This window comes from Bradyrhizobium sp. CCBAU 45384 (assembly GCF_028128665.1).
Taxonomy (GTDB): Bacteria; Pseudomonadota; Alphaproteobacteria; order Rhizobiales; family Xanthobacteraceae; genus Bradyrhizobium; species Bradyrhizobium manausense.
Genome location: NZ_LBIZ01000116.1, coordinates 419,190 through 439,097, shown reverse-complemented (window position 1 = coordinate 439,097; position 19,908 = coordinate 419,190). Strand labels below are relative to the sequence as shown.

At 65.2% G+C, this 19,908-nt stretch carries 15 protein-coding genes; 4 read left to right on the top strand and 11 right to left on the bottom strand.

Annotated elements, in window-relative coordinates:
* Positions 1–13: 13 nt before the first annotated feature.
* The 4 genes from XH80_RS31500 to XH80_RS31485 form a co-directional block, all read right to left on the bottom strand.
* A complete protein-coding gene (locus XH80_RS31500) occupies positions 14–2,380 on the bottom strand; it encodes an efflux RND transporter permease subunit (RefSeq protein ID WP_271601951.1) in 2,367 nt (788 codons plus the stop codon).
* A gap of 207 nt (positions 2,381–2,587) precedes the next feature.
* Entirely contained in the window at positions 2,588–3,373 is a 786-nt protein-coding gene (gene eutC / locus XH80_RS31495) for an ethanolamine ammonia-lyase subunit EutC (RefSeq protein ID WP_271601950.1), read from the bottom strand.
* Positions 3,370–4,956 carry a B12-binding domain-containing radical SAM protein gene (locus XH80_RS31490; protein ID WP_271601949.1) on the bottom strand — a complete coding sequence of 529 codons (1,587 nt, stop codon included), beginning with the start codon at positions 4,954–4,956 and terminating at the stop codon, positions 3,370–3,372. Before XH80_RS31490 ends, eutC begins: the two co-directional genes overlap by 4 nt.
* 171 nt (positions 4,957–5,127) lie before the next feature.
* Positions 5,128–6,510 (bottom strand): ethanolamine ammonia-lyase subunit EutB, encoded by a 1,383-nt coding sequence (locus XH80_RS31485; RefSeq protein WP_271601948.1) that lies wholly within the window; start codon positions 6,508–6,510, stop codon positions 5,128–5,130.
* A 313-nt stretch (positions 6,511–6,823) separates the two neighbouring features.
* Here XH80_RS31485 and XH80_RS31480 point away from each other — a divergent pair, with 313 nt between their 5' ends.
* Positions 6,824–8,554, top strand: coding sequence for a methyl-accepting chemotaxis protein (locus XH80_RS31480; protein WP_271601947.1), 1,731 nt, complete (start codon positions 6,824–6,826; stop codon positions 8,552–8,554).
* Between the two features lie 583 nt (positions 8,555–9,137).
* Here the strand turns inward: XH80_RS31480 and XH80_RS31475 are convergent.
* The 4 genes from XH80_RS31475 to XH80_RS31460 all read right to left on the bottom strand — a co-directional run bounded on the left by XH80_RS31475 (position 9,138) and on the right by XH80_RS31460 (position 13,176).
* Positions 9,138–9,629 carry a septal ring lytic transglycosylase RlpA family protein gene (locus tag XH80_RS31475; RefSeq protein WP_271601946.1) on the bottom strand — a complete coding sequence of 164 codons (492 nt, stop codon included), beginning with the start codon at positions 9,627–9,629 and terminating at the stop codon, positions 9,138–9,140.
* A gap of 385 nt (positions 9,630–10,014) precedes the next feature.
* On the bottom strand, positions 10,015–10,590 hold the full coding sequence (locus XH80_RS31470; RefSeq protein WP_271601945.1) for an HdeD family acid-resistance protein: 576 nt from the start codon (positions 10,588–10,590) through the stop codon (positions 10,015–10,017).
* Between the two features lie 104 nt (positions 10,591–10,694).
* Entirely contained in the window at positions 10,695–12,218 is a 1,524-nt protein-coding gene (locus XH80_RS31465) for an FAD-dependent oxidoreductase (RefSeq protein WP_271601944.1), read from the bottom strand.
* Between the two features lie 67 nt (positions 12,219–12,285).
* Entirely contained in the window at positions 12,286–13,176 is an 891-nt protein-coding gene (locus XH80_RS31460) for an alpha/beta fold hydrolase (RefSeq protein ID WP_271601943.1), read from the bottom strand.
* A gap of 330 nt (positions 13,177–13,506) precedes the next feature.
* Here XH80_RS31460 and XH80_RS31455 point away from each other — a divergent pair, with 330 nt between their 5' ends.
* From XH80_RS31455 to XH80_RS31445, 3 genes are all read left to right on the top strand, one after another.
* The gene (locus tag XH80_RS31455) at positions 13,507–14,046 is read left to right on the top strand and encodes a sigma-70 family RNA polymerase sigma factor (RefSeq protein ID WP_333932706.1); all 540 of its coding nucleotides are present in this window, start codon (positions 13,507–13,509) and stop codon (positions 14,044–14,046) included.
* 1 nt (position 14,047) lies between these two features.
* Positions 14,048–14,701 carry a ChrR family anti-sigma-E factor gene (locus XH80_RS31450; RefSeq protein ID WP_271601941.1) on the top strand — a complete coding sequence of 218 codons (654 nt, stop codon included), beginning with the start codon at positions 14,048–14,050 and terminating at the stop codon, positions 14,699–14,701.
* A gap of 68 nt (positions 14,702–14,769) precedes the next feature.
* Positions 14,770–15,369 (top strand): sigma-70 family RNA polymerase sigma factor, encoded by a 600-nt coding sequence (locus XH80_RS31445; RefSeq protein ID WP_271601940.1) that lies wholly within the window; start codon positions 14,770–14,772, stop codon positions 15,367–15,369.
* Between the two features lie 5 nt (positions 15,370–15,374).
* On the opposite strand, the gene XH80_RS31440 is transcribed toward XH80_RS31445, so the two are convergent.
* The 3 genes from XH80_RS31440 to XH80_RS31430 all read right to left on the bottom strand — a co-directional run bounded on the left by XH80_RS31440 (position 15,375) and on the right by XH80_RS31430 (position 19,908).
* Complete coding sequence (locus XH80_RS31440; RefSeq protein ID WP_220003739.1) at positions 15,375–16,202, bottom strand: HD domain-containing protein; 828 nt, start codon at positions 16,200–16,202, stop codon at positions 15,375–15,377.
* Between the two features lie 305 nt (positions 16,203–16,507).
* Positions 16,508–17,386 (bottom strand): transglutaminase family protein, encoded by an 879-nt coding sequence (locus tag XH80_RS31435; RefSeq protein ID WP_271601939.1) that lies wholly within the window; start codon positions 17,384–17,386, stop codon positions 16,508–16,510.
* Complete coding sequence (locus XH80_RS31430) at positions 17,383–19,908, bottom strand: circularly permuted type 2 ATP-grasp protein (protein WP_271601938.1); 2,526 nt, start codon at positions 19,906–19,908, stop codon at positions 17,383–17,385. The genes XH80_RS31435 and XH80_RS31430 overlap by 4 nt, the downstream gene beginning before the upstream one ends.

The window sequence follows — 19,908 nt, the reverse complement described above, 5'->3', positions numbered from 1 at the left end:
TTAGTCGTCCCGCTCAGATCGCCGGCTTGTCGGCGCCGTGCAGCCTGGCGTGCAGGTTGATCAGCCACATCGCCGTCGGCCGCAGGATGAAGAGGTCGGCGACCAGTGCCGCCACCATCGAGAAGGCGCTGAGCCAGCCGAACAGCCGCAGCGACGGCAGGTCCGAGAAGACGGTGACGACGAGGCCGCAGGCCAGCACCACCGTGGTCAGGATCAGCGCAGGTCCGACCAGCACGGTCGCGCGCTCCACCGCGAGCGCCGAGCCGACGCCGGGCTTGCTCTCCAATCGCAGACGATTGAGGAAGTGGATTGTCGCGGACAGGCCGAGGCCGAACGAGACGGTGAGCGCGACGACGCTGGCGAATTGCAGCCCCTCGCCCATTGCCCACAGCACCGTTCCCGACATCACCACCGGGAAGATGCCCGGCAGGATGCAGGCCAGCATCACGACCCAGGAGCGGAAGGCAAGACCGATAAAGATCGCGACCAGCGCGAATTCGACAGTGAGGCCGCGGTTCAGCTTCTCGATCATGCCGGCCGAGTTGCGCGCGGCGATGGCGGCAAGACCGGTGACGGCAACCTCGTAGCCGGGATGCTTCTTGCGGACGACGTCGAGCTCGGAATCGAGCTTGTCGACGATCGGCAGAAGCTGGCTGGAATCCTTGTCCGGCACGCGGCCGGCCACGACCACCGCATCCTGCTCGGCATCGATGAAGCGTCGCACCAGATGCTCGGGGATGACGCCCACGTATTCCTTCAGCGTCGCGACGTCGCTGCTGCCGGCCTTTTCCGCCAGCCAGCGGCGCAGCGTCTCTAGCGACCAAACGTTGCCGACACCGGCCGCCTTCTCGACGGTCGCATGCACGTCTGCGATGGTTTGCAGCGTCTCCGGCGAGTACAGTGATTGACCCTTGGGGAACGTGATCAGCACGTTGACCGGATTGGCGCCGGTCAGCTTGGCGTCGAGCCGGTTGCTGGCGGCCACCGCCTGGCGCTTGTCCGGCACCTGGTCGGCGAGCCGGTAGCGCGGCTGAAGATTGGCGTAGATGACGCCGAGGCTGCCGACGAACAGCAGCGCGATCAGGCTGAACAGACCGGGCCGGCCGACCATGCGCACCGCGATCCAGTAGCAGAAATTGCGCAGCGCCTGCACGCCGGCGTCCGCGCTCTGGAACTTGACCGCAAAAATCTTCTCGTTGCGCACGAACAGCACGCCGAACACCGGCACCAGCGACAGCACCGTGATGAGCGCGATGATAGTGGCAGCCAAGCCCGCTTCGCCGAACTTGCGGATCAGGTCGGAGTCCGAGAACTGCAGCGCGATGAAGGAAATGCCGGCGGTGCCATGCGTCAGCACGCAGGCCGGGCCCACCACCAGCACCGCGTTCCTGAACGCGGTGAACTTGTCCTGTCCTGCGATCAGCCGGTCGCGCGCGGCAAAGGTGAGCTGCATCGAGTCCGAGAACGAGATCACCATGATGAGCGGCGTCATCACGTTCAGGAACATGTTCAGATTGAAATTGGCCCAACCGAGCGCGCCAAGTGCGATCAGGATCGCGATCATCGGCGGGAATGCCGCCACCACCATGAACGAGATCTTGCGGAAGAAGATGATGGCGATGATGCAGCCGGCGAGAATGCCGAGGATGTTATAGGTGAGGCCGTCGCGCTCGACCGCGTTGCGGATCTCGAGCTGCATCACCGGAACGCCGGACAGCTGCACACTGAGCCCGGTGTCGCCGAGATCCTCCTTCATCAGCGCGCGGATGTCGCCGACGACCTTGCCGAGCTTGCTGGAGGCGACCACCTGCGGATCGAGCGAGAGCACGATCAGCGCGAGCGTGCCGTCCTCGGACAACAGCTTGCCGCGGATGATCTCGTTGTTCTTGACGGTCTCGATGAACTGGTCATAGGCCGCGCCCTCGGGCAGCTCGGCCGGGAACAGAGCGGCCGGCAGCTTGCCCGGCGCCGGCGCCTGACGCGCCGAGAACAGCGAGACGAGGCCGCGCGTGCCCTCGACCAGCTGCATGTCGGTGACGAAGTCACGGAGCTTCTCGAGGTTATTCCGCGCCAGCAGGGTCTTGCCCTCGACCACGACGAGGACGTCGAACTCCTCGGCCGGGAACTTCTTGGTCACCTCTTCGTACTGGCGGAATTCGCGGGTGTTGGAGCGGAACAGCTGCGACAGCGAATCGTCGATCTTGATCCGCTCGATGCCGAACACGGCGGCGACGATCAGCGCGAGCAGGATGACGCAGGAGACGATCGGCGCCCGGACCGCGATCAGCCCGAGACGCTCCAGCCCGAAGGCGATGGAGGACGCAGGCCCCTGCTCGACCTTGTCGACATGAACCTCATTCTCGCGGTGCTTTTCGAGCATGCCTTTGTCCAGTTCCTCAATCGACTCGGTCTTGAGAGCTTATTGCGCTCCGCGAACGGCTTGAAAACGCCATACCAATGGGAGGCTTGCCCGTTGAAAACGCGCGGAAAATCGCCGGCAGCGGTTTAGCAGGTCAAGCGCCCTTCTCGCAAGCACGCCGGGGGTCTCCGAATCGATCAAGATGCGGCGATTTTGCCGGAATGCCCGTCATTCTGGCACGGCCGTGCCGATTCGACGCGGGGCGCGGTCGGCGCTCTCGTCCTTGAGCGCCACGCCCGTGACCTGGCGCGCCAGCCCCTCGCGGACCAGCCAGGCGATCTTGAGGGCCGCCTCGTCATAGCTCAAGCCGGCCTTGTGGATGTTCGACACGCAATTGCGCTCGGCATCGGTCAGGCCGGGCTTCGGCGCGAAGGTCAGATAGGCCCCGAGGCTATCGGGCGCTGATAGCCCCGGCCGCTCGCCGATCAGCATCACGATCATGCGGGCGCCGATGATAGCGCCGATCTCGTCACCAAGGGCGACGCGCGCGCCTGAGGCGACGACGACATGGCCGATCGCGACCGCCTCCTCTTCGGCGAGGCGTGGCAGCAGGCTTTGCAGCAGCCTGGCCGCATGGGCATGGACCGCAGCAGCCGACAGGCCGTCACCGATGACGACCGCAAGCTGGCACGGCGCGGCGGCAATCCGCTCCAGCGTCGCGGCGGAGCCGGCATCGAGCTGCCGTCCAAGATCCGGCCGGCGCAGATAGTCGCCGCGATCGGCGGCCCGGCTCCGGACCTCGGTGGCGGCAAGGCCGAGCGCCCTCACTTCGGCAACCAGACGCGGCGCGTCGAAGGCGGCATGCACGGCATCGCGGGCGCGGGCATGCGCCAGCGTGAAATCGAGTAGCGGCCTGGTCGGCAGGCTCGCGCCACTGCGCCCGAGCGCAACGCGCGCAGGCGTGAACGATTTGAGGTCGATGATCGGGCGCGCCGGAACGGGCTCGTCGCTCATTCGGCGGGAACGGAAGCTTCGCGCAAGCGGATCGAATAGTTCGAGGCGTTCTGCTTGCCGCTGGTGGCCGCCCGCGCAAAGGTGATGAGATGATGCGCGATCATGGTGCAGCCGATCAGGCCCTCCATGTCACCGCGGCGGATCCGCCCCAGCGCGAATTTCCAGAACACGCGCCTGTAATCGCCGAGCACGCCGACCTTCCAGAAGATGTTGCGCAGCATGACGAGGCCGCGCCGGATATTGGCCCAGGTCTTCATCTCGTCCGGCACCGGCATCTTGAGGCGGTGCACGTAGACGTGGTCGCATTGATACTGGAAGCGCTCGTAGACCTTCTCGGGCTCGTAGGCGACGCTCATGGCGTGCTTCCAGGACGCGACAACCTCGTCATAAGGCAGCAGGAAGTCGACGTTGGAATCGCGCCCCTCATCGTCGACCAGGCGCCCTTCCCTCTCCAGGCGGTCCCACAGCGGCGTCTTCGGCAGGGCCTGAAGCAGGTTGATGGTGAGCAGCGGAATGCGTGATTCCTCGACGAAGGCGAGCAGCGCATCGGAGGTGTTGGGCTTGTCGGTGTCGAGCCCCATGATGATGCCTGAGACCACCTCCATCCCGTAGGAATTGATGGTGCGCACGCCCTCGAGGATCGGGACCATCATGTTGTGGTCCTTGTGCATGGCCTTCAGTGCGTCCGGGTCCGGCGTTTCGATGCCGCAGAAGATGGTGATGAAATAGGCCTCGCGCATCTTCTTGAGGATCTCGGGACGCTTGGCGATGTTGAGCGTCGCCTCGCAGGCGAGCCGCATCACATAGCCGGTCTTCTTTTGCCATTCGATGAGGTGCGGCAACAGGTCCATCGCGGCCTTGCGGTTGCCGATGAAATTGTCATCGACGAAGTAGACCGTGTCGGTCATGCCGCATTCGCGCAGACGGTCGAGCTCGGCGATGATCTGCTGCGGCGTCTTGATCCGCGGGTTGCGGCCGTAGAGGCCGGGAATGTCGCAGAACTCGCACTCATACGGACAGCCGCTCGAATATTGGATGCTGCCGAGGAAATAGCGCTTCACGTCGGCGAGCTCATAGGCCGGGATCGGAAACTCCGTCATCGGCACGCGGTCCTTGGTCGTGAGCACGACCTGCTGTTCGGGGCGCGAGGTATCGCGCGAAAGAATCTCGATCAGCTGATTGGTGGCATCGCCGAGCTCGCCGACATGCAGATAGTCGAACGAGGGATAATAATCCGGGCAGGCGCTGACCGAGGGACCGCCGAGCGCCACCGGCAGGTCGAATTCATGGGCACGGCGGCAGATGTCGTTCATCTGCTGGCGCTGGATGTGCATGCCGCTGACGAAGACGGCCTCTGCCCATTCGAACTCCTCCTTGGTCGTGCGGCGGAGGTTCTCGTCGACGAATTTGACCTGCCATTCCCTGGGCAGGTAGGCCGCGAGCAGCAACAGGCCCTGCGGCGGCATGAAGGCGCGGACTCCATCGGTCAGCGGATAAGCGTGCTCGAAGGTGCCGAAGGATGAGGTGTAACGCGGAAAGACGCAGAGAATCTTTCGGCTCGTTCCGTTGCTTTCAGCGCGCATCGAACTTCCCCCAACCACGTTCTGCTGACGGTACTGACGAGGTCTCCAGAAACATAGCGTAACGCTGCGACCGGAATTCCTCAATATTGTGGCAGCGAACTAATTCGTGAGACGCGCCAGTGGTTTCCCCGGTTCACGGCGGCGAACAGGGTTTTGCCGGATCTTTTCGCATCACGCGATCAGCCGCGAGGCAAAATCGGGCAAGAGGCCCGCATCGCCCGCAAGCCGGAAGTCGACGCCGGCAATGCCTGATCGCACCAGCCAGTCGTCGAACTCCGGCGCGCGGGCCACACCGAAGACGTCGCGCACATAGAGCGCGTCGTGGAAGGACGTGGACTGGTAGTTCAGCATGACGTCGTCAGCGCCGGGCACCCCCATGATGAAGGTGACGCCGGCCGCGGCGAGCAGCGTCAGGAGATTATCCATGTCGTCCTGGTCCGCCTCGGCATGGTTGGTGTAGCAGATGTCGACGCCAAGCGGCAGGCCGAGCAGCTTGCCGCAGAAATGATCCTCCAGCCCCGCCCGGATGATCTCCTTGCCGTCGTAGAGATATTCCGGGCCGATGAAGCCGACCACGCTGTTGACCAGCAGCGGGGCATAAGCGCGTGCCACCGCATAGGCCCGCGCCTCGCAGGTCTGCTGGTCGACGCCGTGATGGGCGCCCGCCGACAATGCCGAGCCCTGGCCGGTCTCGAAATACATCACGTTGTGGCCGACCGTACCCCGCTTCTGCGACAGCCCGGCCGCGTGCGCCTCCTTCAGCAGCGAAAGGTCGATGCCAAAGCTGCGGTTGGCAGCCTCGGTGCCGGCGACCGACTGGAAGACGAGGTCGACGGGCACGCCCTGCCCGATCAGCGACAGCGTCGTGGTGACATGGGTCAGCACGCAGCCTTGCGTCGGGATTTTCAGCCGCGCGATGATCTCGTCCAGCAATCGCAGCAATTGCCCGATCACGGCCGGATCGTCGCTCGCCGGATTGATGCCGATGCAGGCATCACCGGCTCCGAGCAGCAGCCCGTCGAGGATCGAGGCAGTAATGCCCCTGGCGTCGTCGAAGGGATGGTTGGGCTGCAGCCGCGTGCTCATCCGCCCCTTCAGGCCGATGGTGTTGCGGAAGGCGGTCGTGACCTCGCATTTCCGCGCTGCCAGGATCAGGTCCTGGTTGCGCATCAGCTTTGACACCGCAGCGGCCATTTCCGGCGTGATGCCCCGCGCAAGCTTGCGCAAGGTCTCGGGAGTGGCGGCGTCCGATAGCAGCCAGTCGCGGAATGCCCCGACCGTCAGCGAAGAGACCTGCGCCAAGGCCCTGGCGTCATGGCTGTCGATGATCAGGCGGGTGACCTCGTCGGCTTCATACGGAATGACGGCCTCCTGCAAGAACTGCCCGAGGGGGACGTCGGCCAGCGCCATTCGCGCGGCGATCATCTGCTCGGCGCTCTCGGCAGCAATGCCGGCCAGCCGGTCGCCGGAGCGCGGCGGCGTCGCTTTGGCCAGGAGGTCGCGTAGGTCGGCGAAGCGATAGGTCGTGGCGTCGATGGTGTGGCGATAGACCAAAGGCCCCTCCTGAAATCGTCGGCCAGTGACCGACTCCGGTCGGCGCGAAAGGCGGCGCTGGTGTCAGGGAATACGCGCTTGACGGTCAGTATGCACGCCGATGTTTGGGGCATTCCGGGCGATGCCCGGATCAATCTGCCGGGAACCGATCGCGCGGCACCAAACCACTGAGATAGCTCGCATTTCCCTCGAGCTTCGGCGCACGCGCCGGACTTGCGCGTTAACACTGCGTCCATCTTCATTCTGCATAGTTTTGCGTCAATTTATACGACCGCGCACACCGGCCGCTCCTGGCCATCTGGGCCCGAACAGCATGCAAATCGACCGATCTGGGAATGCCGCCGGCCTCGCAGGCCGTTTCTCGCTTGCCACCAAGCTCTATGCGATCTTCGCGCTGTTCGCGCTGCTCACCGCGGCGATCGCGATGCTGTCCGACTACAACAGCCGCCGCAGTGCCGAGCTGACGAGCGCGATCGAGACGGCGAATGCGGCTGCGTTGAATGTCGAGCGCGTCAACTCGCTGGTCTATGCGGTCGTGATGGAATCGCGCGGCGTCTACATGTCGACCGAGCCGGCGGTGGTGAAGAAATACGGCGAGGGCCTGCTCAAGTTCAACGAGCAGATTCTCGGCGTCGTGAAGGGCTGGGAGAACATCGTCAAGGCCGATGACGCCGAGCAGTTCGCGACCTTCAAGAAGCGCATCGAGCAGTTCGTCGAGTTCCGCAAGGAGCTGGTCCGCCGCGGCATCGAGATCAATGCAGCCGCGGGACGCGAATGGGGCGACAACGACGCCAACCGCGCGGTGCGCTCGGCGCTGAACAAGGACCTCGAGGCGCTCTCCAAGGTCTATGCCGAGCGCGCCAGGCAGATCGCGCTTCAGACCGAGACCAACCGCACGCTGTCCTTGGTGCTGACCTGCCTCGCCGGCCTCGCGCTGGCGCTGGTCGTGATCGGCATCATCATCATCGCCCGCTCGATCGCCCGGCCGCTCGCCGCGATCACCGCGACCATCAAGCAGGTCGCCGACGGCGCCGAGAATGTCGTGGTGCCGCATTCGGGGCGTGCCGACGAGATCGGTGCGCTGGCCCGCGCCATCGAGGTGTTCCAGGACGCGATGGGCCGCAACCGCAACCTCGCCTCGCAGGTCTCGCAGCACTCCGCCGCGCACGAAGAGCGCGCGCGCCATATCGAGCAATCGGTCGAGGCGTTCCGCGAGGCGATCGGCGCGATCATGCGCGGGCTCAGCGACAACGCCAGTGTCATGCGCGAGACCGCGCAGACCATCACACGCGTCACCGCGGATGCGAGCAACCGCGCCGGAACGGCAGCGAACGCCAGCGAGCAGGCCTCGCACAACGTCACCGCGGTCGCAGGTGCGGCCGAGGAGCTGTCGGCCTCCGTCGAGGAGATCGGCCGCCAGGTGCGTCAGAGCGCAAGCGCGGTCGAGCAGACCGGCCAGCGCACAGAGAAATCGATCGCCGAGATCGAGAGCCTTGCCGCCGCCACGCAGCGCATCGACGGCGTGCTGACACTCATTCAGACCATCGCCGAGCAGACCAACCTGCTCGCGCTCAACGCCACCATCGAGGCCGCCCGTGCCGGCGATGCCGGCCGTGGCTTTGCCGTCGTCGCGCACGAAGTGAAGGCGCTGGCGGGACAGACGGCGAAGGCAACCGCCGACATCAGCGAGAACGTCGCGATGATCCAGGCCTCCACCCGCAACGCGGTGGATGCGGTGCGCGAGATCGGTGGCGCGGTGCGCGAGATCAACGAGGTCACCTCGGCGATAGCAGGTGCCGTCGGCCAGCAGGACCAGGCCACGCGCGAGATCTCCTCCAATGCGCAGAGCGCCGCCCAGGGCAACGAGACGCTGGTCGCCAACATCACCTCGCTGCGTGACGCCATCGGCGAGACGGATACGGCGGCATCCTCGGTGCTGTCAGCGGCGAGCAGCCTGACCGCGACCGCGGACACGCTGTCGCGGGAGGTGGAAAACTTCTTCCAGAACCTGCGCGCGGACAACCGCATCGCCAAGGCGGGATGATCGCCATCGGCATGACGTCGTCATGGTGGCGGAAAGACCGCCGAACACGATGAGGATGGGCTTGGAGGATGGGCTTGCCTATCATGCCTCATCGTCCGCCGGCGCGCCTGGATCTGCAACGGCTCGGGTACCGACAGCCTCAAAGCAGCATGGAGACGATGGCTATCAAGCCGATCGCCGTCAGCCCCCACACCAGCGAATGCAAAGCCCAAGGCTGCATCATCGCACCTCGTCCGCCTGTCCTGCCGAACGCAGGAAACGCCGGGGCGCGGTGCGTCGATTGAGATAGATCAATAGCCGAAAATGAGCACGGAAGCGGCAGCCACGGTGAAAGCAGCGGCCGCAACGACGACGACACGTATGATCAGCTCGCTGCCCATGGCCAAAGTTAACCTATGATAACGCAGCGCGTCTGTGCAGTTTGTGCCAAAACCGCAGCTGAAGCGACTGGGACGGTGCTCTCATGGGACTGAACACATACCTCAGGACCCACATGATGAGGCTCCGCACGATGCGAGCGGGAAGGCGCGATCGCATCGCGCCATCCCGCGGCATTTCCTCGTTGATCCAGATTAACGAGGCTTCAGCCTACCGGCCCCGGTGTCCAATCATTGCCGGACAGCGGCCTGACCGTGACGTCGGGAATGACGCCAAGCTTCATGCGCGGATCGAAATGGCGCATCGTCCGCTCGTTGAGGTCGATGATGCGGCCGGGCCTGAGCGGCCCCACGTCGTTGATCTTGACGATGACCTTCTTGCCGACAGCTTCGACCAGCGCAAATTTCGGTCTCGCGCCGAATTGGACCCCGCCGAACTTCCGACGCAAGCTCGTCTTGATCGCAGCGGTCCACACCTCGGGATCGTAACGCTCGCCGGAGGCCGTTTTCGGTCCGCCCTCCTCCTTGCCGGGCTTGAACGGATTATAGGTCGATGCAGCGCCAACGATCGCTCCCTCGCAGGCGGCCTCGACGACGGCACTTGATTGAACCCCACTTGTTTCACTGCGAGCAACGGTTACTGAAACGACAAGCGCAACCAGGGCGCCGCAAGTTGCGGCGCTCGAGCGGAACACCATTACATCTCCTTTGATTTTCGTGCGGTTCCCGATGTCGCAGGACATGGCCAAGCGAACGCGTCAGCGTTCTTGAACTTGCACCAGTCTCTTGCGAATTCGCGCCAACCCCTGGCCGCGGAACCGTTGCGGGAACCTAAGCGGTCCCGCGTGTTTTCGTTGTCGCTGTCTAAAACAGGGAATGAGTCAGCAACATGACCTCAGCCGTGATCGATCACATACCCCGGAGTCTTACGCGCTCAGCGGCCAGCCCTCGCGCAGGCGCCCATGAAATCCGCAGTGGCCGGGAACTCTAGCTGAACACCACGATGTGGCCGCGGCGACGAGGTCGCGCACGGCCTTGTTGCCGCCGCGATTCGTCGGCGGCCCGGCGTCGAGTTGCCGATTGCTATCCGCGCCGCTTCAGCGCGAGGCCGAGGCTGATCCAGCCTGCGCCCGCCATGATCAAATCGATGCCGAGGAACAGGCCGAGGATGTAGACGCTGTTGACCGGCCAGCGCGCCACGATCAACAGGCCGAGCAGCAGCGTGATGGCGCCTGATAACGCGACCCACACCCACGGACTCTCGCGCTTCATGCTGAAGGCGAGAAACAGCCTGACGGCGCCGGAGGCGATCAGCGATATGCCCAGGAACAGCGTCAGCAAGACTGCCGCGAACAGCGGGTTGTCGAAGGTGAGGATGCCGGCGATGACGTAGAGCACGCCGAGCAGCACCCAGATCAGGAACTTGCCCCAGCTCTTCATCTGGAAGGCGCCGATGATCTCGACCGCACCGGCGACGATCATCATCGCACCGACCACGAGCACGCTCGCCACCGTTGCCATCACGACGCTGCCGAGTGCGACGAAGCCGGCGATGAGATAGACCGCACCCATGGCGACGATCCAGCCCCATTTGCCATGCAGCGCCGCAACGCCGGAACCGAGGCCGAGATGGGAAGAGGTATCCGAAGCAGACGTCATGACGCACCTCCTGCATGTGATGCCCCAGAGCACATTTCAAGATAGCACGGGACCCGGGACCGCAACCAGCAAATCAGCCAGGCGGCCGCCGACGTTGACGCAGATCAAGCGCGCGACCGCTCCATCTCGAGCTCGGCCTTGAGATTATCGAGATCGCGATAAATCGAGGCAACGGCGAGCACCCGGCCATCCTTGCGGTACTGCAACAGGCAATCCCGGTCCTTGATGCTGCCTTCGATCGCGATGTCGTCATAGCTCTCGGCGTGGCCGACATAGTTGATCGGCACGTCGTAGTGTTGGCTCCAGAAGAACGGCACGGCGTCGAAACGCTCGCGTCTGCCGAGCATGTTGCGCGCCGCGGTCTGGCCCTGCCGCTCCGCCACCACCCAGTGCTCGACGCGGATGGTCTGCCGCGAATGCGGATCCGGCCACCGCGCGATATCGCCGGCCGCGAAGATTCCAGCGACGCTGGTCTCGAGATATTCGCTCACGCTGACGCCGCGATCGACGGCAAGCCCCGCATGCTCCGCCAGCGCGAGGCGGGGCTTGACCCCGATGCCTGCTACGACGAGGTCGGCCTCGATCATGCCGCCACTCTTCAGCGTGGCACGGGTGCCATCGAGCTTCTCGACGGTGTCCTTGAGATGGAAGATCACGCCATTGTCTTCGTGCAGTGACCGGACGAAGTCGCCCATCTCGGGGCCGAGCACCTTCTGCATCGGCCGCTCCTCGGGCGCGACCACGTGAACCTCGATCTTGCGCGCGCGCAAGGAGGCCGCGACCTCGAGCCCGATGAAACTGGCGCCGATCACCAGCGCGCGCTTGCCGCTTCCTGATGCCTTGATGATGGCGCGGCTGTCGGCGACGGAGCGCAAGATGTGGACATGCGGCTGGTCGGCGCCTGGTATCTGCAGCCTGACCGGCTCGGCACCGGTTGCGAGCAGCAGCCGATCGAATGGCAGCTTGTCGCCATTGCCGAGCGTGACGCTGCGCGTCTTCGGGTCGATCCCCGAGACGCTGGTATTGAGCCTGAGATCGATGCCGGCGTCCTGAAAATAGTCCTCGCCGCGCAGCGGCAGCCAGTCCTCCGGCGCGTTGCCGGCGAGATAGTCCTTGGAGAGGTTGGGCCGGTCGACCGGCATCGCGCCGTCATTGCTGAGCATGGTGATGGCGCCGGCAAAGCCCTCGCGGCGAAGCGTCTCGGCCGCCACGAAGCCGGCCGCACCGCCGCCGACGATGACGAATTTTTCTGACGTCGGCGCGCTGCGATGAGCGATCGAGGGCTTCGGCGCCTCGCGCTTGCGCGCAACGGTGATCCAGTCCTGATCGCGCGTGACGTCCCATGCTGCCAGCGCATTCAGCGCCGGCGGCCGCGTGGCTTCGCCTGACCGCAAGGCGAAACAGGCGTGATGCCAGGGGCAGCGGATGGTGTCGCCGACCACCAGCCCCTCGGCGAGCGGACCATGATAGTGGCTGCAAAGCGGCTCGATCGCAAAGATCTCGCTGCCGGCCTGCACCAGCAGGACGTCCTCCTCGCCGACATGGCCGAGCAGCTTGCCCTCCTTGAAATCACCAATCGCCACGCCCTTGGTCAGATCAGGTCCGCTCGGCTTCTTGTCCTCGGCCATGTGTCATCTCCCTGGCAGTTCAGGATTGGACGACGGCGACCGCGAAAAGTTCCCGTGGTCGCGAAAATCAGGACGCCGCTTTCCGCACGTCCAGCACGGCCTGCGCCCATTCGGCGGGCCGCTCCTGCGGCAGATTGTGACCGGCGCCGGCGAAGACACGCCGCTCGTAGAAACCCTCGAATTTCTCCGCATGATGAGCGGTACCAGGGATGACGCCGTCGCTGTCGCCGTCGATCGCGATCGTGGGGACGCGGACCTTTGGCTGCGCGGCGAGCTTTGCCTCGATCACGGCGTAGGCGGGATCACCCTCGACCAGCGCGAAGCGGTGGCGATAGGAATGGGTCACGACGTCGACGAAATCGGGATTGTCGAACGACACCGCAGTTCTGTCGAAGGTCGCGTCATCGAATTGCCATTTCGGCGACCACATCGTCCAGAGCTGCCGGGCAAAGCCGCGCCGGTTACGTTCCAGTGCGCGGCGGCCGCGCTCGTTGTGGAAGAAATATTGGTACCACAGCGCGGCCTCATGCGGCGGCGAAGCCGGCTCCATCGCGCGCGCGATGTTCTGGATGTTGTAGGAATTGCCGGAGACGAGCCCGACGACGCGCTCGGGGTGGAGCACCGAGACGATGCAGGCCGCACGGCCGCCCCAATCATAGCCGCCGACGACGGCGCGTTCGATTTTGAGCGCATCCATGAAGGCCAAGAGATCGGCGCCCAGCGCCGCCTGCTCGCCGGAACGCAACGTCCGAGCCGAGCGGAACCGCGTCGGCCCGTAGCCGCGCAGCCACGGCACCAGCACCCGTGCGCCCGCTTGGGCCAGGATCGGCGCGGCCTCGGCATAGGCGTTTACGTCATAGGGAAAGCCGTGGCTCATGATGCAGGGCCAGCCATCGGGCGCGCCGTAGTCGAGATAGGCAATCTCCAGAACCTCAGTCGTGACGGATTTGTATTGCATGCTGCGCACCTCGCTACCTCCCGCAGCGTAAATCGAACGCCTCCGGCAATCCATCCGTTTCGGCGCACAGCCTGATGCGGTTCAGAATGCCGAGGCTTGTCGCGCCCGGGCCCGGTCCCTAAAACAAGCCGGTTCATGGAGTGATCCGGATGGCCATGCCCGGCGTTATGGTTGGGACATGTTATCAGAGGCTCCATGACGACCGGTCTTACCGCTGCGAGCAGGCCCCTGTGGCGCAGCAAGCCTGCAGCAGTTCCCCGGGGGGATTGGCCTCGACGAGTTTCAGGCGGAAGGCCCAACGAAAGGCCCAAAGAAAGGCCCAAGGCGACAGTGGAATGGGCTGAATTGATCGGACGTGTCGCGGCCCATGGCGATCGGGACGCGTTCAAGCTTTTGTTCGAGCATTTTGCTCCGCGCGTGAAGGGATTCCTGGTCAGGACCGGGATGAATGCCGACGCCGCGGAGGAGATCGCGCAAATGACGCTCCTGACGGTTTGGCGGAAGGCGGCCCGGTTCGACCCGACGTCCGCGGGCGCGGCTGCGTGGATTTTCACGATCGCGCGCAATCTGCGCATCGATTCCGCAAGGGCTGCGACGCGGCTGGCCAAGGCTGCCGTGAGCGCGCAGCAAGATGAGACGCCCGAGGTCGCTGACTCGCCCGAAACCGTGATGAGCCGGCGCGACGACATATCGCGCGTATCGGCGGCGCTTCAGCAATTGTCAGACGAGCAATCCACCGTGATCCGAATGTCGTTTATCGAGGAGCAGCCGCATAGCGAGATCGCGGAAAGGCTCGGTATCCCGCTCGGAACGGTGAAGTCTCGCATCAGGCTCGCCATGGCGCGGCTCAGAGATCTCTTGGACGATTGACATGACCATCAACCATCATCCACCCGAAGATCTGCTGGGCGATTTCGCCGCCGGCCGGCTCGACGAAGCCGATCGCCTCGTCATCGGCGTCCATGCCGCGCAATGCCCACGCTGCCAGCGTTTCATCGCCGCGATCGAGCAGCTTGCGGGTGCCGCACTTGAACAGGCCGCTCCGGTCGCCATGGCGGACGATGCGTTCGCGACGATCATGGCTGCGATCGACGAGCCGGAGACGACATCAACGCATGCGCCGGCCTCTTCGCGGCCGGTGCCGCTGCTTGACGATGACCTGCCCGAGATGCTGCGCAAATGCCGGTTCGCCAAAAGCCGGCGCGTGGCACCGGGCGTCAAGATGCAGCCGATCGTTCTGCCTGGCGCGGACACCTCGCGCGCGTTCCTGCTGTGGTCCGCACCTGGCACGCGCATGCTGGAGCATTCGCACACAGGGACCGAGCTGACGCTGGTGCTCAAAGGCAGCTTCAGCCATCAGGGCGGCGATTTCAGGCCAGGCGATTTCGACTTCGGCGACGGCGAGGTCGATCACCAGCCGATCGTCGGCAGCGACATGCCGTGCCTGTGCCTTGTGGCCATGCGCGGCGACTTGCAGATGCACGGCTGGCTTGGCCGGTTGATCTCGCCCTTCGTGCGGCTTTGAGCATCCTCATGTGATCCAGTCGCATCGCGCCGCCGTTCTCCTGGCAAGCAATGCTGGAGGATGAGGGAATGAGCTGCGGCAGACGGACGGCACGGGACCCGACGATCGAACGCCTGAGCGATCTTCTCGCCCGGGTCGGGCGCGGCGACCAGCGCGCCTTCGCCGAGCTTTTCGCCGCGACGCGCAACAAGCTGCGCATGACTGCACGCCCGATTGCGCCTGTGAACGCCGATCTCGATGACCTGCTCCAGGACGCCTATTTGAAGATCTGGAAACATGCGGCCCGCTTCGATCCTGCCCGTTCCTCACCGATCACCTGGATGTGTGCGATCATGCGCCACACCGCGATCGACGCTGTCAGGCTCAAGCAGGTGCCGATGGCGGATTTCGACGAAGCGCTGTCGGTGCCCGAAATCTCCGAGCACGAAGGTGCGTTCGACTACGACCTCGTTCAACCGATCGCGGCTCGCGCCATTCAGCGGCTTCCCGATCAACGCCGTCAACTGCTGTCGCGGGCTTATCTCGACGGCGAAAGCCGGAGGATGCTGGCAGAGCGCTTCGGGGTGCCGGTCGGGACGATCAAGACCTGGCTGCGGCGGACGTTGGATTCCGTTCGGCGCGATTGCATCGAAGGCGCCAGCAGTGGTGCCGTCGCGCAGACCGGTTGAGAATTCTATTTCTGCGGTCCGGACAGCGAGATCTCGCGTTCGGCGCGGAACACATTGCTGTAGAGATTGGCGATCCACTGCCGGCCGATCTCGGTCTTGTTGAGATAGCCGATCTCGGTCTGGATGTGGGGTGCGACGCTGTTCCAGTAGAATTGCGGATAGCGGTTCACGATGTCGGCGGGCGAGTCGTAGCCGAGCTGGCGGTTCATGCCGACTTCCTCGAACTCGTAATAGAGCGCGTTGGCCTTGCGCAGATAGTTGGGATCGCCGAGCTGTCCGATGAAATCGGCGGCGCGCAGGATCGAGGCCTCGTGGTCGTATTCCTGGCCCTGGCGGGCCGGAAAGCGCGTCCCCTCGATGGCGCGGGCAACCCGCTCGGAGTCAACGCCACGGATCGGCGGCAACCGCCGCCGCACGAAAAGTTTCGAGCGGTCGACATGATACATCATCAGACTGGCATCGGACGCACCGCGCGGCAATGACACTTTGGTGCCGGCCTCGTCGATGATGAAACCGTCTTCGTCGTCTTCCGGAAACAGCCCGCGGACATAGCCGATATCGTGCGCAAGGCAGGCGATCAGAACGTGAATGTAATCCTCGGCATCGATATGGGCATGGAGATTGCGGCCCAGCATGATCGCCTGGGCCGCCAGCGTCACCAGCATCGTGTGCTCGATGTTGTGATAGAGCGCATCGCTGTTGCCGATGCATTCCATCGCGGTGCGTGTCGAGGCCTCCACGACCCTGGCATAGGTCTCGTCGTACCTGCGACGCATGAACGAGCCCAGCAACTTCTCCAGGGATTCAGCCGCCAGTCGCGGTAACGTCATCATGGATGCAGTCCCGTCTGTCGGTGGTTTCCCACGGCAACTCCCGAGCCTCGTTCTGGTCCTCGACGCAGCCGCCAGCATAGCCCAATCTGGGGCGACTGACCAAATCCCGGAACGAAAATACGTAAATGTGTTACTCTCCCGCCGCGCAACATCACGGATACGGTCACACTGCGATGCACGCCACGGTCAGGTTGTGCGGGCGCTCTGCCGGCATGTCCCTTGGCCGACCGTTCATGTTGTGAGGAAGCCCGGGCGCTGGCGGTACCGCGGCGCGGCCAGAGCGCCTGCACCGCATTGCGGACCGGTCATTCCACCAGCAGCACGTCCACGGCGACGCCGAGCTTCTGCTTCGGCGAGCCGACGATGATTCCGTCGACCGGAGACACATCGGAGAAGTCGCGGCCGACCGCCAGCACGATGTGGTCGTTGGCGACCAGGAGATCGTTGGTCGGATCGAAATCGATCCAGCCGAGCTCGGCCCCGCACCACAGCGACACCCAGGCGTGGGTTGCGTCTGCGCCCTGCAAGCGCGCCTGGCCCGGCGGTGGAATGGTGCGCAGGTATCCGCTGACATAGGCCGCAGGCAGGCCGAGCCCGCGCAGTCCCGCGATCATGACATGAGCAAAATCCTGGCAGACGCCGTGGCGTTGGTCGAAGACCTCGTTGAGCGGCGTCGAGATCGCAGTAGCCTTGGGGTCGTAGCGAAACTCGGCGCGGATGCGGTGCATCAGATCAACCGCGCCGGCGAGGATGCCGGTGTCGGGCTTGAAGCTCTCCGCAGCGTAGGCGCTGACGGGACGCAGGACCGGCACCAGCGGACTGGCAAAGACATAGCCGACCGGCGAGGACGGCCCGAGGCTCGTGGCCTCGAAGGCAATGTCGCGGATGCTCTCCCAGCTCGGGCTCACGGCATCGCGCGCCGGCGGCTTGCGATCGACGGAAACGCGCGAGCGCGAGTCGATGCGCAAATTGCGATGCGCGGCTTCGATGACGATGCTCTCGGTCAGCGTGCCGAAGAAGTCGCGGCGGACGTTGCGCTCGGACGGACGCGGGCGGATCTCGACCTTGTGCGAGATCAGCTCCTGACCGTGAGCGCTGTTCGGCTCGAGCCGCAGCGTGCAGCGTGCGAAGCTGACCGGGTTCTCATATTCGTAGGTGGTGACGTGCTGGATGTCGTAGATCACGCCAGCCCCGTCAGCTTTTCCGGCCGGCTCGCATTCGGACCATGCGGGAAGTAATGCAGCCCGATCGCCTCGGCGAGGCTGAGCAGGTCCTGCTCCAGCGCGAACAGCGCCTTGACCTCGAGCTTCTCGGCCTCCGCGGTCGCCAGCATCGCCTGCACCGCCACCGCAAGCCGCTGCGGCTGTTCGATCAGGCCGTGCTCCTTCAGGCTCGGCAGCGCCGCGATATGCTCGTTCAAGGTCGCGACCTGGAACGCAACCGAACGCGGATTGTAGCTGTCGAGCACCGCGAGATCGCGCACCGGCGCCAGGATCGGCGCCAGCAGATAGCGCGAGCGATAGGTGATCTGGGAATCGACAAGCGTCAGCAGGATGTCGAGATCCTCATCGCCGGCCTCGTCATAGGCGAACTGCCGCGCGAAGCGCGCGGTGTTGATGGCGCGCTCGGTGCGGCGGCCGATATCGAGGAAGCGCCAGCCGGCGGCGCGGTTCATGTTCTCCTGCGCAAGGCCGGCGAAGCTGGCAAGTTCCTGCAGGGTCAGCTCGGCCGCGCTCAGCACGCTGTCGTCGTCCTCGACCTCGTAGGAGAGACGCTCGGCCATCTCGGTGATGACCTGCCAGGCATCGGGCGACAGCCGCTCGCGCAGGGAGGTGGCCGTGCGCAGCGCCGAGCGCACCAGCGACAGCGCCGAGCCGAAACGCGCCTCGCTCTGCAAGGCTTCGGCGACGATGCGCCCCGGTGCCGCGCGCGAGGTCTGCGAGATCGCGCCCCAGGTCACCAGCAGACGCTGGATCCGTTCGGCCGATTGCAGCGAGGCCGCGGTGCCCTTGTTTGGCCCGCTCGGCGAGCCCAGCGCGCGCACCAGCCGCAGCGTCGCTTCGGCACGTTCGAGATAGCGGCCGAGCCAGAACAGATTGTCCGCGGCGCGGCTCGGCAGCACACCGGCGATGCGGCGGATGCGCACCTTGTCGGTGGCCGGCAGCAGGGATGCGGTCGAGACTTTCTTCTCGGAGACAACCCAGACGTCGGCGGCGCGCGCACCATCGCCCATCGACACCGCACGCGCGTCCGCCTGCTCGGCGATGCGGCAGAAGCCGCCGGGCATGATGGCCCAGCCCTCGGGCGTTGCGGCTGCAAAGACCCGCAGCACGAAAGGCCGCGGCGTCAGCTGGCCGTGTTCCCACACCGGCATGGTGGACAGGCGCACCACCTCCTGGCCGACATAATCCATGCCGCGCGCAGCTATGGAATCGATCAGGCGCTGACGTCCTTTGACATCGAGCTCGCTCGCGAGCACCGGACCGTTGCTATCGAAGCCCGGCACGCCGCGCTGATAGGCGCCTTCGATCGCGACCTCGTCGAGCCGCGACAACACCTCGTCGCGCGCCAATTTCTGGCCGCACCACCAGGTCGCGATATGCGGCATCTTCAGCTCTTCGCCGAGCAGGCGACGGCTCAAGGCCGGCAGGAAGCCGAGCAGCGCCCTTGCCTCCAACACGCCAGAGCCCGGCATGTTGGCGACGACCACGCCGTCCTTGCGCAGCACGTCGATCAGGCCGGGCACGCCGAGATGCGAGGAGGCATCGAGCTCGAGCGGATCGAGCGAGTTGGAATCGACGCGGCGCAGGAGCACGTCGAGCCGCTTCAGCCCCGCAACAGTGCGGATGTGGATGCGGTTGTCGCTGACGGCGAGATCGTCGCCCTCGACCAGGAGGAAGCCGAGATAGCGCGCCAGCGTCGCGTGCTCGAAATAGGTCTCGCTGAAACTGCCGGGCGTGAGCACCCCGATGCGCGGCTCGTCGCGGTCTGCACGCGCGCGCAGAGAATCGCGAAACGCCTCGAAGAACGGCGCGACGCGCGGCACGTTCATCGACTTGTAGAGATCGGAGAAGGCGCGCGACAGCACGAGGCGATTCTCGAGCGCATAGCCGGCGCCCGACGGCGCCTGCGTGCGGTCGCCGAGCACCCACCAGCGGCCGTCGGGCCCGCGGCCGACATCGGCGGCATAGAGCGAGAGATAGCGCCCGCCCGGCGGCGGCACGCCGCAGACGGGGCGGAGATATTCGGGGCTGCCGGCGATCGCGCCGGCAGGTAGCGCGCCCTCCGCGATCAGCCGGCCCTCGCCATAGATGTCGCGCAGCACGAGCTCCAAGAGCTCGGCGCGCTGGGTGATGCCGGCGCAGAGCTGCTGCCAATCGGCTTCATCGATCAGCAGCGGAAGATGGCTGAGCATCCAGGGTCGATCGGCGCTGTCGCCTGGCGCGCGATAGGTGACGCCGGCCTCGCGCAAGTGACGGTCGGCCATGCCGAAGCGCCGCTCGACCTCGTCAGGCGCCAGCGCACCAAAAGCCTCGAAGAACCGGCTCCAGACCGTGCGCGGGGCGCCATCGGGGCCCAGGAACTCGTCGGGGATGCCAGGCAGGCGGCTGTAATCGCGGACCCATTGCGCGAGGCGGCGCTGGCCGTCGCGCTGGCCTTGCCCCTTACCTGTCCCCCTGTCCCCTTCGGCTGCGCCCTCGCCCAT

Bases quoted from the DNA above. Each gene is read 5' to 3' on its own strand.
- XH80_RS31500 (WP_271601951.1), bottom strand. From the start codon at position 2,380: ATGCTCGAAAAGCACCGCGAGAATGAGGTTCATGTCGACAAGGTCGAG.
- eutC (WP_271601950.1), bottom strand. From the start codon at position 3,373: ATGAGCGACGAGCCCGTTCCGGCGCGCCCGATCATCGACCTCAAATCG.
- XH80_RS31490 (WP_271601949.1), bottom strand. From the start codon at position 4,956: ATGCGCGCTGAAAGCAACGGAACGAGCCGAAAGATTCTCTGCGTCTTT.
- XH80_RS31480 (WP_271601947.1), top strand. From the start codon at position 6,824: ATGCAAATCGACCGATCTGGGAATGCCGCCGGCCTCGCAGGCCGTTTC.
- XH80_RS31475 (WP_271601946.1), bottom strand. From the start codon at position 9,629: ATGGTGTTCCGCTCGAGCGCCGCAACTTGCGGCGCCCTGGTTGCGCTT.
- XH80_RS31470 (WP_271601945.1), bottom strand. From the start codon at position 10,590: ATGACGTCTGCTTCGGATACCTCTTCCCATCTCGGCCTCGGTTCCGGC.
- XH80_RS31465 (WP_271601944.1), bottom strand. From the start codon at position 12,218: ATGGCCGAGGACAAGAAGCCGAGCGGACCTGATCTGACCAAGGGCGTG.
- XH80_RS31460 (WP_271601943.1), bottom strand. From the start codon at position 13,176: ATGCAATACAAATCCGTCACGACTGAGGTTCTGGAGATTGCCTATCTC.
- XH80_RS31450 (WP_271601941.1), top strand. From the start codon at position 14,048: ATGACCATCAACCATCATCCACCCGAAGATCTGCTGGGCGATTTCGCC.
- XH80_RS31445 (WP_271601940.1), top strand. From the start codon at position 14,770: ATGAGCTGCGGCAGACGGACGGCACGGGACCCGACGATCGAACGCCTG.
- XH80_RS31440 (WP_220003739.1), bottom strand. From the start codon at position 16,202: ATGATGACGTTACCGCGACTGGCGGCTGAATCCCTGGAGAAGTTGCTG.
- XH80_RS31430 (WP_271601938.1), bottom strand. From the start codon at position 19,908: ATGGGCGAGGGCGCAGCCGAAGGGGACAGGGGGACAGGTAAGGGGCAA.